12 protein-coding genes are annotated in these 14,628 nt (G+C 60.4%); 4 read left to right on the forward strand and 8 right to left on the reverse strand.

Annotated features, from left to right (window positions below):
- Positions 1–51: 51 nt before the first annotated feature.
- Positions 52–2,643: a glycosyltransferase gene (locus ACIOYV_RS29035; protein ID WP_401329323.1), complete on the reverse strand. Its 2,592-nt coding sequence runs from the start codon at positions 2,641–2,643 to the stop codon at positions 52–54.
- Positions 2,644–2,863: 220 nt separating this feature from the next.
- On the opposite strand from ACIOYV_RS29035, the gene tcdA reads away from it, so the two are divergent.
- The gene (gene tcdA / locus ACIOYV_RS29040; protein ID WP_401329325.1) at positions 2,864–3,673 is read left to right on the forward strand and encodes a tRNA cyclic N6-threonylcarbamoyladenosine(37) synthase TcdA; all 810 of its coding nucleotides are present in this window, start codon (positions 2,864–2,866) and stop codon (positions 3,671–3,673) included.
- 197 nt (positions 3,674–3,870) lie between these two features.
- Here the strand turns inward: tcdA and ACIOYV_RS29045 are convergent, their stop codons facing one another.
- Both ACIOYV_RS29045 and ACIOYV_RS29050 read right to left on the reverse strand, forming a co-directional pair.
- Complete coding sequence (locus tag ACIOYV_RS29045) at positions 3,871–4,281, reverse strand: SufE family protein (protein WP_401329328.1); 411 nt, start codon at positions 4,279–4,281, stop codon at positions 3,871–3,873.
- Entirely contained in the window at positions 4,278–5,483 is a 1,206-nt protein-coding gene (locus ACIOYV_RS29050) for an aminotransferase class V-fold PLP-dependent enzyme (RefSeq protein WP_401329331.1), read from the reverse strand. The genes ACIOYV_RS29045 and ACIOYV_RS29050 overlap by 4 nt, the downstream gene beginning before the upstream one ends.
- A gap of 81 nt (positions 5,484–5,564) precedes the next feature.
- Between ACIOYV_RS29050 and ACIOYV_RS29055 the strand changes: the two genes are divergently transcribed.
- Positions 5,565–5,777, forward strand: coding sequence for a hypothetical protein (locus ACIOYV_RS29055; RefSeq protein WP_401329334.1), 213 nt, complete (start codon positions 5,565–5,567; stop codon positions 5,775–5,777).
- Here the strand turns inward: ACIOYV_RS29055 and dapD are convergent.
- Together dapD and ACIOYV_RS29065 are read right to left on the reverse strand one after the other, a co-directional pair.
- A complete protein-coding gene (gene dapD, locus ACIOYV_RS29060) occupies positions 5,774–6,808 on the reverse strand; it encodes a 2,3,4,5-tetrahydropyridine-2,6-dicarboxylate N-succinyltransferase (protein WP_401329337.1) in 1,035 nt (344 codons plus the stop codon). The two genes, ACIOYV_RS29055 and dapD, sit on opposite strands and share 4 nt — an antisense overlap.
- Positions 6,809–6,840: 32 nt before the next feature.
- On the reverse strand, positions 6,841–7,203 hold the full coding sequence (locus ACIOYV_RS29065) for an ArsC family reductase (RefSeq protein WP_054047203.1): 363 nt from the start codon (positions 7,201–7,203) through the stop codon (positions 6,841–6,843).
- 277 nt (positions 7,204–7,480) lie between these two features.
- Here ACIOYV_RS29065 and ACIOYV_RS29070 point away from each other — a divergent pair, with 277 nt between their 5' ends.
- A complete protein-coding gene (locus tag ACIOYV_RS29070; protein WP_054616010.1) occupies positions 7,481–9,112 on the forward strand; it encodes a Na+/H+ antiporter in 1,632 nt (543 codons plus the stop codon).
- Positions 9,113–9,204: 92 nt separating this feature from the next.
- Here the strand turns inward: ACIOYV_RS29070 and dapC are convergent, their stop codons facing one another.
- The 3 genes from dapC to map all read right to left on the reverse strand — a co-directional run bounded on the left by dapC (position 9,205) and on the right by map (position 14,133).
- On the reverse strand, positions 9,205–10,404 hold the full coding sequence (gene dapC, locus ACIOYV_RS29075; RefSeq protein WP_401329342.1) for a succinyldiaminopimelate transaminase: 1,200 nt from the start codon (positions 10,402–10,404) through the stop codon (positions 9,205–9,207).
- Positions 10,405–10,603: 199 nt separating this feature from the next.
- Complete coding sequence (locus ACIOYV_RS29080) at positions 10,604–13,306, reverse strand: [protein-PII] uridylyltransferase (RefSeq protein WP_054047198.1); 2,703 nt, start codon at positions 13,304–13,306, stop codon at positions 10,604–10,606.
- Positions 13,307–13,350: 44 nt separating this feature from the next.
- Complete coding sequence (gene map, locus ACIOYV_RS29085) at positions 13,351–14,133, reverse strand: type I methionyl aminopeptidase (RefSeq protein ID WP_054047195.1); 783 nt, start codon at positions 14,131–14,133, stop codon at positions 13,351–13,353.
- A 373-nt stretch (positions 14,134–14,506) separates the two neighbouring features.
- Here map and ACIOYV_RS29090 point away from each other — a divergent pair.
- Positions 14,507–14,628 (forward strand): 30S ribosomal protein S2 (locus ACIOYV_RS29090; RefSeq protein ID WP_401329346.1); only part of this gene is annotated, 122 nt, incomplete at its 3' end.

The following is a 14,628-nucleotide window of genomic DNA, read 5'->3' on the forward strand; positions in this document are numbered from 1 at the left end:
CTTAAAGCAAAACGGCGGCCATTGGCCGCCGTTTAGTGCATCTGTACTGATTTAGACGGCTGGTAGAGGCTCAGGCTCGGCGGCCGGTTTGGGCAGCGAAGACAGGAACGCCATGATCAGCGCCGCCAGGTACGGCAGCGACTGCACCAGCAACATGATCACCCAGAAACGGATGTCGTTGCTCGGCAGGCCCTGCACCAGGAAGATCCCCAGCGCTGCGCCCCACAACAGCAGCATGATGAACACCTCTTCGCGCGCCTCCGAAATCGCCACCCAGAAGCCGTGGTTATCGGCGTTTTTCGGCGTACGGAAGAACGGAATGCTGCTGGTGAAGAAGCCGTACAGCACCGCTTTGGCGATGGTGTGCGACAACGCCAGGCCGGCCAGTGCTGCGCAGAACGCATCCTTCAGATTGACCCCGACCGCACGGCGGTACAGGAAGATGATCTTGGCCACCTTGAACACGAACAGCGCCAATGGCGGGATCGCGAAGATTAGCAGCGGTGGATCGACCCGTTGCGGCACGATGATCATCGCCGCTGACCACAACAGGGCGCCGACGGTGAAGAAGATGTTCATGCCGTCCGCCACCCACGGCAACCAGCCCGCGAGGAAGTGGTAACGCTGGCCACGGGTCAGCTCGGTGTCCTTGCCGCGCAGCAGGCTGGCAGTGTGGCGCTTGATGATCTGAATCGCGCCATAGGCCCAGCGGAAACGCTGTTTCTTGAAGTCGATAAAGGTATCCGGCATCAGGCCTTTGCCGTAGCTGGTGTGGTAATACGCCGCCGACAGACCTTTTTCGAATACGCGCAGACCCAGTTCGGCGTCTTCACAGATGCACCAGTCAGCCCAGCCCAGTTCCTCGAGCACCGAACGTCGGGTCATGGTCATGGTGCCGTGCTGGATGATCGCGTCACGGTCGTTACGGGTGACCATGCCGATGTGGAAGAAGCCTTTGTATTCCGCGTAGCAGAGCTTCTTAAAGGTGCTTTCGTTCTGGTCGCGATAATCCTGTGGCGACTGCACCACGGCGATTTTCGGATCGGCGAAGTGCGGCACCATGTGCTTGAGCCAGTTCGGGTTGACGCAGTAATCCGAGTCGATCACCGCAATCACTTCGGCATCCTTGGCGGTGTGCGGGATCAGGTAGTTCAGCGCGCCACCCTTGAAACCGGCCAACGGGGCGACGTGGAAGAACTTGAAGCGCGGGCCGAGGGTTTCGCAGTAATCGCGCACCGGTTCCCAGACCGCCGGGTCCTTGGTGTTGTTGTCGATGATCAGGACTTCGAAGTCCGGATAGTCGAGGTTGGCCAGGGCGTTGAGGGTCTGTTTGACCATCTCCGGCGGTTCGTTGTAACACGGTACGTGAATCGACACTTTCGGTCGGTAGTCCGAATCCCCCACGACCGGCAGGAATTCTCGCCGGCGCTTGTGAGTCCAGACCGCTTCGGCCAGTTCATGGGCTTCGGTCAGCAATACGATAAACACCCCGAGCGCACCGAGGGCGAGCAAGAAGCCCACCGTCAGGCTGAACCAGGTGCTGTATTGCTGACTGTAGTCATAACCGATCCACACCAGAACCGAACCGCACAGGAACGCGATAAAGGTCAGGAAGGTGCGGCCACGCTGGCGCAGGGCCGAGCCGTCGATCATCAGCAAGGTCAGGGACAACAAGGCCAATACGGCCGAGCCGATCGCCAGCACGCGCCATTGCGGAATCGCGACCACCGGGCCTTCGAAGTTGAATTTCTGCTGGCGCGCGGCGTTGAACACGCCCCAATACGCGCCCACCGAGCCTTCGTCAGTGGCCTTCCACGGTTGGTCGAAGGCTTCGATCACGAAGTAGTTGAAGCCCTGGCGGTTCAGTTTGTTAACCAAGGTGCGCAGGTAAATCGCCTGGTCCGCCGGGCTCGAATCGGTGCCGCCACGCATGCGGCCGTTGCTCGGCCAGCCAACCTCCGAAAGCAGCAGCGGTTTTTTCGGGAACATCTTTTTCAGGTCCCGGGCGCGATCGAGGACGAATTGACCGGCCTTGTCCACCGGGATGAATTCCCAATAAGGCAGGACGTGCGCGGCGATCAGGTCGACGTGCTTGGCCAGTTCCGGGTGTTCTTCCCAGACGTGCCACTGCTCGGACGTGGTCACCGGCACTTTCACGGCGGCGCGGACGCGGTCGAGGATGACGCTGAGTTCGGCTGCGGTAATTTCCTTACGGAAGATTGCCTCGTTGCCTACAACCACGCGAACCACACTGCGGGAAGTGTTGGCCAATTCAATGGCGCGCAGGATCTCGCGTTCGTTGCGTTCCTGGTCCGGGCTGATCCAGATCCCCAGGGTCACGCGCAGGCCGAACTCTTCCGCCAGTTTGGGAATGTCCTCCAGCGTGCCGTCGACCGAGTAGGTGCGGATGTTGTCCGTTAGCTTGCTCATGATCTCCAGGTCGCGACGCATTTCATCGTCGGTCGGGTACTGGTCTTTCTGTGGGTACTGGCCTTGTTGAAACGGCGAGTACGAAAAACCGGAGATCTGTTCAGGCCAGTTGGGAGCGGTGACCGGGCGGTTGATCAGCGCCCAGAAGCCGGTAAACAAGGCAGCGATGGCGAGCACCACAACCAGGTTGAGTCCAAATTTACGCGATGACATAGCTATTTCAGGTTCCAAAGGCTGTGGAACGAAGGAACGGGTCGGCGGTTGGCCAAGGGGCGCGCATCCTACACCGTGCTTTCACTTACCGTACAGCAAGCAAGGAAAAGCCTCACATTTGGCACTGAAGTTTGTCTTAAGTTCTTACACTTGTAGCTTGAAGCTTAAAACTTGTGGCTGCGAAGCCCTATAATGCGCGCCGGTTTTTGGGGTAATGGTCATGAGTACAGAAGATCCGCGGTTTGCCGGCATCGCTCGGTTGTATGGCATTGAAGGCCTGGACCGCTTGCGCGCGGCCCACGTGGCGATTGTCGGCGTTGGCGGCGTCGGTTCCTGGGCGGCGGAAGCCATTGCCCGGTGTGGCGTGGGCGAGATTTCGCTGTTCGACCTCGATGACGTCTGCGTCAGCAACGCCAACCGTCAGTTGCACGCGCTGGACAGCACCGTCGGCAAACCCAAGGTCGAGGTGATGGCCGAGCGCCTGCGCGGGATCAATCCGGACTGCACGGTGCACGCGGTGGCGGATTTCGTGACCCGCGAGACCATGGCCGGGTACATCACGCCGAACATCGACTGCGTGATCGACTGCATCGACAGCGTGAATGCCAAGGCTGCGCTGATCGCCTGGTGCAAACGCCGCAAGATCCAGATCATCACCACCGGTGGCGCGGGCGGGCAGATTGACCCGACGCTGATCCAGGTTTGCGACCTGAACCGGACCTTCAACGATCCGCTGGCCTCGAAAGTGCGCTCGACGTTGCGCCGCGACTACAACTTCTCCCGCACCGTGACCCGCCATTACAGCGTGCCGTGCGTGTTCTCCACCGAACAGCTGCGCTACCCGAAACCGGATGGCAGCATTTGTTTGCAGAAGAGTTTTGTCGGCGATGGCGTGAAGCTCGACTGCGCCGGCGGGTTTGGCGCGGTGATGATGGTGACGGCGACGTTCGGCATGGTCGCGGCGACCAAGGCTGTGGATAAGATTGTGGCGGGTGTGCGGCGCCCTGCAGACCGGGTGAAACCCGCCTGACACCGATCGTTCCCATGCTCCGCGTGGGAATGCTTCAACGGACGCTCGGCGTTCGGCTTTGGAAGGGACGCGGAGCGTCCCGGGATGCATTCCCACGCAGAGCGTGGGAACGATCAACCTGGCAAACCCTGTAGGAGCGAGGCTTGCCCGCGAAGGCGTCATGCCTGACACACCGCTTTCGCGGGCAAGCCTCGCTCCTACAGGGAAGCAGCCAACTCATTCATTCGCTGTAGCACGGCATTCAGGCCATTACTGCGCGACGGCGACAACTGCCGGCTCAATCCAAGCTGATTGAACCAATCCGGCAAATCCACCTGCCGCAACTCAACCGCCGACAACCCGTTAACCCGCGCCAGCAGCAACGCAACCAACCCGCGAATCAACCGTGCATCGCTGCTCGCGGCAAACTGCCAATGCCCATCCTGCAATGTTCCCACCAGCCAAACCTGGCTTTCACAGCCATGCACGCGATTGGCGTCAACCTTATCCACATCGCTCAACGCCGGCAGGCGATCGCCCCATTGCATCAGCAATCGCGCCCGCTGTTCCCAGCTTCCGGCTTGTTCAAATGTTTCCAGCGCTAAAACCGCATCGGCCGGCAAACTCATCGCAGCAACTCCAACGCCTGATCCAGCGCTTCAAAGAACCGCTCCAGATCTTCAGAGTCGTTATACAGCGCCAGCGATACCCGAATCGCCCCCGCCAGTTCGAAGCTCTTGAGCAGCGGCATGGCGCAGTGATGACCGGCGCGCACGGCGATCCCCTGTTCGGTCAGCAAATGCGCGAGATCGGAGTTATGCACACCCTCGACGACAAAACTGGCCAACGCGAGTTGCGGCTTGCCCAGCAATCGAATGCCATTGCGTGCCTCAAGACCCTTGAGCAAATAGTCATGCAGCGCCGCTTCGTGGGCGTTCACTGCGTCCTGATCCAGCCCGCTCAGGTAATCCAGGGTCGCGCCGAGGCCAATCACACTGGCAATCGGCGGCGTTCCGGCTTCGAAACCCAGCGGCGCCGGGCGGAAGCGGGCGTCGTGGTAATTGGCGTCCAGCACCATTTCACCGCCAAATTGCCAATGACGCAGCTGCTTGAGCGCTTCATTGCGACCGAACAGCACGCCCAAACCGTCAGGGCCGTAGAGCTTGTGGCTGGAAAACACATAAAAGTCGCAACCCAACTCCTGCACGTCATGCCGGCCATGAACGATGCCTTGAGCACCATCGACCACGGTCAACGCGTCGTGCGCTTGGGCCATCGCCAGCAATTCGGGCAACGGCTGCCAGGCGCCGAGCACGTTGGAGAGCTGACTGACCGCGAGCAACCGGGTTCGCGGGCCGATCAATTGCGCGGCGGTCGTGAGGTCAATCAAGCCGTCGGCGTCCAGCGGCAAAACGATCAGCTTCAAGTCGCGGCGCAGGGCCAGTTGCTGCCAGGGCAACAAATTAGCGTGATGCTCCAGGGCGCTGATGACAATCTCATCGCCCGGACTGAATAAGTGTTCCAGGCCATAGGCCAGGAGGTTCAGCGCGGAAGTCGCGCCGTGGGTAAAGATGATCTGCCCGCAATCGCCGGCATTCAGCCATTGGCCGATTTTGCTGCGGCTGTCCTCGAACGCCTGGGTAGCGTGGGCGCCGGGCAAGTGTTGCGCCCGATGCACGTTGGCCGCGCCGTTGGCGTAGTAATGCGTCAGGGCATCCAGCAGGGCTTGAGGTTTTTGCGTGGTGGCGGCGTTGTCCAGATAGGTCTGGTCTTGCCGTTGCAAGGCGGCGATGGCCGGAAAATCGGCGCGCCAGGGAGAAGGAATCATCATGCTATTTGAGCCCTGGTAAACATGGGCGGGGGGAGCGCCTGACCTTGATGTTCCTCGCCCTTGCCCTTGTAGGAGCGAGGCTTGCCCGCGAAGCTTTTGGGCGTCAGTGAAGACGCCTTCGCGGGCAAGCCTCGCTCCTACAAGATCAAGATCAAGATCAAGATCAAGATCAAGATCAAGATCAAGATCAAGATCAAGATCAAGATCAAGATCAAGATCAAGATCAAGATCAAGACCAAGATCAAAATCAAGATCGAGGGCAAGGCACAGGTGATCGTTTCGCGGTCTGCTTAGTTGTGAGCGTGCAGTGCTTCGTTCAGTTCGATGGCCGATTTGTGGGTTTTGCATTCCACCGCACCGGTCTCCGAATTGCGACGGAACAACAGGTCAGGTTGGCCAGCCAGTTCACGAGCCTTCACGACTTTGACCAGTTTGTTGTTTTCGTCCAGCAGCGCGACTTTGGTGCCAGCGGTCACGTACAGGCCCGATTCAACAGTGTTGCGGTCGCCCAACGGGATACCGATACCGGCGTTGGCGCCGATCAGGCAGCCTTCGCCAACCTTGATCACGATGTTGCCGCCGCCCGACAGGGTGCCCATGGTCGAGCAACCGCCGCCCAAGTCCGAACCCTTGCCGACGAACACGCCAGCCGACACACGACCTTCGATCATGCCCGGGCCTTCGGTGCCCGCGTTGAAGTTGACGAAACCTTCGTGCATCACGGTGGTGCCTTCGCCCACGTAGGCGCCCAGGCGAATCCGCGCGGCGTCAGCGATACGCACGCCGGCCGGAACCACGTAGTCGGTCATTTTCGGGAACTTGTCCACCGAGAACACTTCCAGCAGCTCGCCACGCAGGCGGGCTTCCAGTTGATGCTCGGCCAGTTCGGCGAGATCGATGGCGCCCTGGCTGGTCCAGGCAACGTTCGGCAGCAGCGGGAACACGCCGGCCAGATTCAGGCCGTGAGGCTTGACCAGACGGTGGGACAGCAGGTGCAGCTTGAGGTAGGCCTCAGGCGTGGACGTCAGTTGTACGTCTTCAGCCAGGATGGTCGCGACCAGCGGCTTGTGGCTTTCGGCCAGGCGGGTCAGCAATGCGGCTTGGCCAGCGTCGACATTCTTCAGCGCTTCAGCCAGTTGCGAAGCCTGTGCGGTAGTGAAAGCGATGGCCTGGTTGCCTTCGGTGTAGCCCAGGACCGGTGCAATCGCAGCGACCAGCTCGGCCGACGGATTGAGCAGCGGCTGTGCGTAAAACACTTCCAGCCATGCGCCTTGACGGTTTTGAGTGCCGACACCAAAGGCCAGGCTGAACAGAGAATTGGACATGTTGATACCTCTAACAAAAAGAACGGGCTGCCTTACTTGAGTGCGGCCGCGTAGATATCTGGCTTGAAGCCAATCAGGGTTCGGTCACCGAGATCAAGCACCGGGCGCTTGATCATCGAGGGTTGTGCGAGCATCAGTTCGATGGCTTTCGCTTGGTCGAGATCGGCTTTGCGTTCGTCGTCGAGTTTGCGAAAGGTCGTGCCTGCGCGGTTCAACACCACTTGCCAGCCGTGCTCGTCGCACCATTGGTTGAGGTGTTCACGGTCGATACCGGCCGTTTTGTAATCATGAAAGTCATAGCTGACAGCGTGTTCATCGAGCCAGGTGCGCGCCTTTTTCATGGTGTCGCAGGCTTTGATGCCGAAAAGGTGCAACGTTTTGCTTGAATCGGTCAAGGAATTGCCCCCTTTGCAGGTGCTGGAAAAAAATGGTGACGGATTATGCCATGGCCTTCCGGTTAAAGCGCAAAACCTGTAGGAGCTGAGCTTGCTCGCGAAGGCGGTGTGCCAGCCAACATCAATGTTGTATGTGACGACCTCTTCGCGAGCAAGCTTTGCTCCTACAGGAATCGTGGCAGTTTGGGGCGATGCGACATTGGTGCAACGGCCAGCCAGCAGTCTAAGCGGCTAATATGGCACTTCAATGCTGTCGATTGTCTGGGAATAACGCTTTATGCAAACCGCCTACACCGTCCTGATCCTGTTGATGCTGGTCGGCGTTTCACGCCTGATCGGACGGGTGATCCCGCTGCCCCTGCCATTGGTGCAGATCGGCGCGGGTGCTTTACTCGCCTGGCCCACGTTGGGCCTGCATGTGGCTCTGGACCCCGAGTTGTTTCTCTTTCTGTTTCTGCCGCCGCTGCTGTTTTCCGATGGCTGGCGCATGCCCAAGCGTGAACTGTGGCGTCTGCGCGGGCCGATCCTGACCCTGGCCGTCGGTTTGGTGCTGTTCACGGTGGTCGGCGCCGGGTATTTCATTCACTGGTTGATCCCGAGTATCCCGCTGCCGGTGGCGTTTGCGCTGGCGGCGGTATTGTCGCCGACGGATGCCGTGGCGGTTTCGGCGATTTCCCAGAACCGCTTGCCGACACCGCTGATGCACATGCTGCAGGGCGAGGCGTTGATGAACGATGCGTCGGGCCTGGTGACCTTCAAGTTTGCCTTGGTCGCCGCGGTGACGGGCGTGTTCTCCTTGGCCAACGCCAGTCTGACCTTCGTACTGGTGGCGGTCGGTGGCCTGGCCATTGGTGTGGCGCTCAGTTGGCTGGTCGGGCGCTTGCGTTCGTGGATGATCGCGCGGGGCTGGGATGATCCGGCGACTCACGTGGTGTTCATGTTGCTGCTGCCGTTCGCCGCTTACGTGCTGGCCGAACGTCTTGGTGCATCCGGCATTTTGTCGGCGGTGGCCGCGGGGATGATGCAGAGCTGGCTCGACCTGCTGCCACGCCAGACCAGCACCCGATTGCTCAATCGCAGTGTCTGGTCGTTGCTGGAATTCGCCTTCAACGGCCTGATCTTCCTGCTGCTGGGCTTGCAACTGCCGGACATCATCAAGGCTGTGGCCAGTCACGAAACCTCGTTGTGGCCGACCCTGCTCTACCGTTGCCTGGACGTGGTGGCGATTTTTCTGGTGTTGCTGGTGCTGCGGTTTATCTGGGTGCAGAGCACGTGGCGCTTCTCGGGACTGTTGCGCCGCTGGCGTGGCAAGGGCGAGTTGACGCTGGTGCCCACGGCGCGATCCTGCTGGTTGCTGACCGTCGGCGGCGTGCGCGGTGCGGTGACCCTGGCGGGCGTGCTGTCGGTGCCGCTATTAATGGGGGCTGATGCGTTTCCCGAACGTGACCTGCTGATTTTCATCGCTGCCGGGGTGATTCTGCTGTCGCTGATCGCGGCGTGCATTGCCTTGCCGCTGTTATTGCGTGGCATCGAGAAAAGCCCCGACGACAAGCGTCGCAATGAAGTGCGTGAGGCTTGGCGCAAAACTGCAGAGGCGGCGATTCATGCGCTGGAAGTCGAAGAAGCCAAGCCTGCGGATGCGGCTGAGGCCGCACTGGCGGCTGAACTGAAAGCGCGGATCATGTCCGAATATCGGCATCAACTCGAGGTGTTCAACGACTCGGCCGAAGCCCAAGCCCTGGCGTTTCAGATGGACCTGCTGGAGCGGCGATTGCGCTTGAAGGCGCTGCGGGCGCAGCGTCTGGAGTTATACAGCCTCAGCCGTCACCACCAGATCGGTGATGACGTGTTGCGTGAAGTGCTGGGGGAACTGGACCTGAGCGAAGCAAACCTCGGCCAAGTGAAATAACACCGTCCCCCGTAGGAGCGAGGCTTGCCCGCGAAGGCGTCTTACCTGAGACACCGCCTTCGCGGGCAAGCCTCGCTCCTACAAGGGGGGAGTTATTTACGGCGCTGGATGAAGGCGCGAATCCGCTCGGCGGCTTCAACGCACTCGGCCAACGGCGCAACCAGCGCCATACGCACCCGGCCAGCGCCAGGATTGGTGCCGTCCACGTCGCGGGACAGGTACGACCCCGGCACCACCGTCACGTGTTCTTCAACGAACAAATCCCGGCAGAACGCCTCGTCATCACCTTCAACGTTCGGCCACAGGTAGAAACCGCCATCCGGGCGCTGCACATCCAGTACCGGGCTGAGGATTTCCAATACCGCATCGTATTTTTCGCGATATAGCGCACGGTTGGCGCGCACGTGCACTTCGTCGTTCCACGCGGCGACACTGGCCAGTTGGGTTTGAACCGGCATCGCGCAGCCGTGATAAGTGCGGTACAGCAGGAAGCCTTTGAGAATGTCGGCGTCACCGGCGACAAAACCCGAACGCAGGCCCGGCAGGTTGGAACGCTTGGACAGGCTGTGGAACACCACGCAGCGCTTGAAGTCCTTGCGGCCCAGTTCCACGCAAGCGCTGAGCAGGCCCGGCGGCGGGGTTTGTTCGTCGAAGTACAGTTCGCTGTAGCACTCGTCGGCAGCGATCACGAAGTCGTATTGGTCGGCCAGGGCGATCAGCTTTTTCAGGGTGTCGACCGGGATCAGTGCGCCGGTCGGATTGCCCGGCGAGCACAGGAACAGGATCTGGCAACGTTTCCAGATGTCGGGCGAAACGGCATCGAAATCCGGGTTGAAGCCGTTTTCGTCGAGGCACGGCAGGTAATGCGGCTTGGCCCCGGCGAGGAATGCCGCGCCTTCGTAGATTTGATAGAACGGGTTCGGGCTGACCACCAGCGCGTCGTCGCCACGGTTGACCACGGTTTGGGTGAAGGCAAACAGTGCCTCACGGGTGCCGTTGACCGGCAGCACATTGCGCGCCGGGTCGAGCCAGCCGTTCGGGACGTCAAAGCGACGTTCACACCAGGCCGCGATGGCTTCGCGCAGGGCCGGGATGCCGAGGGTGGTCGGATAAACGGCCATCTGATCCAGATTGCTGGCCAGGGCTTCAGCGACAAAGCTTGGCGAACGGTGCTTCGGCTCGCCGATCGACAGCGCGATAGGGCGCTTGTCCGGGTTGGGCGTGACGCTGCCGAGCAGGGCGCGGAGCTTCTCGAACGGGTAGGGCTGCAACTGGTTCAGAGCGTTGTTCATCGGGGGCCTCTTCTAATGTGGGAGCGGGCTTGTGTGGCGAGGGGGGCTTGCCCCCGTTCGGCTGCGCAGCAGTCGCAAAGCCATTGCATGCGGTGTGTCTGAGACACTGCGGATGCAGGTTTTGGGGCCGCTTCGCGACCCAACGGGGGCAAGCCCCCTCGCCACAGTAAATCCATTCCCACAGGGGAAATATGTTGGTTCAGATACTGATTCGAGACAGTTTGATATCGGGTTCCTGGCTGACGCTCAGTTGCTCAACGATTGCATCCTGCAAGCGGCTGCACAGCAACGGGTCGGACAGCGGCTGGTTGTTCGCGTCGGTGATGAAGAACACGTCTTCCACGCGCTCGCCCAGGGTCGCAATCTTCGCGTTCTGCAGCGACAGATCGAACTCGAGGAAGATGCCGCCAATGCGCGCCAGCAGACCCGGGCGATCCGGGGCGCTGAGTTCCAGCACGGTCACCGGACGCTGGGCGTCGTTGTGGATCGTCACTTGCGGCGCGAACGCAAAGTGCTTGAGCTGGCGCGGCACCCGACGCTGGATGATCGTCGGGTAATCGTCCGGGTTGCGCAGGGCTTCGGTCAGGCCTTCGCGGATCTGCTTGACCCGCGTCGGGTTATCGCCGATCGAGTCGCCGTCGGTGTCGAGCACGATGTAGGTGTCGAGGGTGAACTGGCTGCTGGAGGTGATAACCCGCGCGTCGTGAATGTTCAGGTTGAGCTGGTCCATCGCGGCCACGGTCACGGCGAAGAAGTCGTGCTGGTCGGGCGCATAGATGAAGATCTGCGTGCCGCCCTCGAATTCGCGCTGGGTGGTTTCCTTGATCAGCACCAGCGGACCGCCATCGGCCGGCTGCTGCAGGATTGCATCACTGTGCCAGGCCACGTCGCCAGCGGTGTGGCGCAGGAAATAGTCATCGCCCAGTTGCGCCCACAGCTGCTCTACGTCGTCCGGGTCGGTGCCGCCGCGCACCAGGATGTCCAGTGCCGCGCTCTGGGTCTGGCGGATCTGCTCCTCGCGGTCCACCGGATTCTCCAGGCCGCGACGCAAGGCGCGCTTGGTTTCGGTGTAGAGCTGACGCAACAGGCTGGCACGCCAGGAATTCCACAGCGTCGGGTTGGTGGCGTTGATGTCGGCGACGGTCAGCACGTACAGGTAGTCGAGATGGGTTTCATCGCCGACGATCTGCGCGAAATCGTGGATGACCTGCGGGTCGGACAAGTCCTTGCGCTGGGCGGTGGTCGACATCACCAAGTGGTTCTGCACCAGCCAGACGATCAGGCGGCTGTCCCACACCGGCAATTGATGACGCTGGCAAAAGGCTTCGGCGTCCACCGCACCGATGTCCGAGTGGTCGCCATGCCGGCCCTTGCCGATGTCGTGGTACAGGCCGGCCAGGTAGATCAGCTCGGGCTTGGGCAGCTTGGCCATGAGCTTGCTGGCCAGCGGGAATTTTTCCGACACCTGGGTGTACTGCAACTTACGCAGATGCTTGATCAGGTTCAGGGTATGAGCGTCGACCGTATAGATGTGGAACAGGTCGTGCTGCATCTGCCCGACGATAAAGCCGAACTCCGGCAGGTAACGCCCGAGGATGCCGTAACGGTTCATCCGCCGCAGGTTGCGATGGATGCCGATCTTGCACTTGAACAGCTCGATAAACAGGCTGGTGTTGCGAATATCGTTACGGAAGTCGTCGTCGATCAGGTGACGGTTTTCCCGCAGCAGACGAATGGTATCGGCCCGCACGCCTTTGATTTCCGGTTGCTGGGCCATCAGCACGAAGATTTCGAGCATTGCGAACGGCGTACGACGAAACACATTGTTATTGCGGGCTTCGATGTAGCCATCGTGTAGTTGGAATCGCGAGTTGATCGGCTGCGGCGGTGCTTCGTCTTCCGGCGCGAGGATGACTTCCTCGAAGTGCTGGATGATCAGGTCGCTGAGCTGGGCGATGCTCATGACCACGCGGTAATACTGCTGCATGAAGTTTTCGATGGCTTGCTTGGCGTCATCGCCTTCAAACCCCAGCAGCCCGGCGATGGAGCGCTGGTGGTCGAACAGCAAGCGGTCTTCGGAGCGGCCAGCGAGCATGTGCAGGGCGTAACGAACCTTCCACAGGAATTCCTGGGACGAGGCCAGCAGGGCGTTTTCGCTCTCTACCAGAAAGCCTTCGCCGGCCAGGGCCCGCAGGTTCAGGGTGCCGTACTCACGACGGGCGACCCACAAAATCGTCTGGATATCCCGCAAACCGCCGGGCGAACCTTTGACGTTGGGTTCCAGGTTGTATTCGGTGTCGTTGTACTTGTGATGACGGGCCTTTTGCTCGGCGCGCTTGGCCAGGAAAAACTCCTTGCTCGGCCACATGTGCGCGGTGCTGGTGACGTCGAGCATGCGCTGGCGCAGGCGCTCGGGGCCGCAGATGGTGCGGCTCTCCATCAGGTTGGTGACGACAGTCAGGTCGGCGCGGGCCTCGACGGCGCATTCGTCCACCGAACGCACGCTCTGACCGACTTCCAGGCCGATGTCCCACAGCAGCGTCAGAAAACGCTCGATGGAATCGCGGAAAACTTCGTGGTCGGCACTGTCCAGCAGGATCAGCAGATCGATGTCGGAATAGGGGTGCAACTCGCCGCGACCGTAGCCGCCGACCGCAACCAGTGCGATATCGGCGTCTTCGCTCCAGTTGAACTGCTCCCAGGCCTTTTGCAGGATGTTATCGACGAACCAGGCACGATCCTCGATCAACCGGCGAATGTCCCGCCCGCTGCGAAAACGCCCGTCGAGTACCTCGCGGGCCTGGCGAATCGCCTTCTTGAAGGCCGCAATCGGGCTGGCCTTCAGGGCCAGTTCCGCCTGGAACTGGCCACGGTCGAAGAGTTCGGGATCCACCTGCGGCATCGATTGGCTTTCCTTTCTATAAGGCTGTGAACTGTGCGGGTCGATCAGGCCGAAACGCGGGGGATGGTGTCATCGGCGCGCAGGGTGAAGATCTCGTAGCCGGTTTCGGTGACCAGCAGGGTGTGTTCCCACTGCGCCGAGAGCTTGCGGTCCTTGGTGATCGCGGTCCAGCCGTCGCCCAACACCTTGGTGTCGGCCTTGCCCTGGTTGATCATCGGCTCGATGGTGAAGGTCATGCCGGCTTTCAGTTCCATGCCGGTGCCGGCGCGGCCGTAGTGCAGGATCTGTGGTTCTTCGTGGAACACCTTGCCGATGCCGTGGCCGCAGAATTCGCGAACCACCGAGAAGCCGTTCTTTTCCGCGTGCTTCTGGATCACTTCACCGATGTCGCCCAGACGGCAGCCGGGTTTGACAATTTCGATGGCCTTGTACATGCATTCCTGGGTGACCTGCGACAGACGCTCGGCCCAGACCGGCACGGTGCCGACGTGGAACATGCGGCTGGTGTCGCCGTGGTAGCCGTCCTTGATCACGGTCACGTCGATGTTCACGGTGTCGCCATTCTTCAACGGCTTCTCATTCGGGATGCCGTGGCAGACCACGTGGTTGATCGAGGTGCAAATCGACTTCGGGAAGCCCTTGTAGTTGAGCGGGGCAGGGATGGCTTGCTGCTCGTTGACGATGTAGTCGTGGCAGATGCGGTCCAGTTCTTCGGTGGTGACGCCCGGTTTGACATGTTCGGCAATCATTTCCAGCACATCGGCGGCCAGTTTGCCGGCGATCCGCATTTTTGCGATGTCCTCGGGGGTCTTGAGGGTGACGGTCATACAGGCTCTCTCTGCGCTCAACGGCGCTTACTAATTCGGAATGGGCGTTGCGCGGTCAATCTTCGCAGCCCTGAAAAACGCGATTCTAACAGACGATCAGCGCAAATCTGAGCCTCTGTGCGTCGCTTCTCTCTATAGATAGGCGCATTCTTGGGCGATTCCAAGGGCGTGGATAAAGGCGCGCGCCAGGAATTCAGAATCCGGGTTCCGTTTTTTCCTGCCTTGTGATATAAAATGCGCCGCTTTCCGGGGATACCCCGAAAGGCTTAAATCCACACACGTGTCGACACGATGACCTGGGTGCCTTCAGCTGATGCTGCTGGTTGGTCATTGGGATACGTGGAGGCCAAACCCGACTTATTAAGGAACTATCATGTCCCAAGTCAACATGCGCGATATGCTGAAGGCCGGTGTGCACTTCGGTCACCAAACCCGTTACTGGAACCCGAAAATGGGTAAATACATAAAAGGAGCGCGTAAAAAGATTCACATCAT

The sequence above is a fragment of the Pseudomonas sp. NPDC087342 genome, assembly GCF_044744265.1.
GTDB lineage: Bacteria > Pseudomonadota > Gammaproteobacteria > Pseudomonadales > Pseudomonadaceae > Aquipseudomonas > Aquipseudomonas nunensis.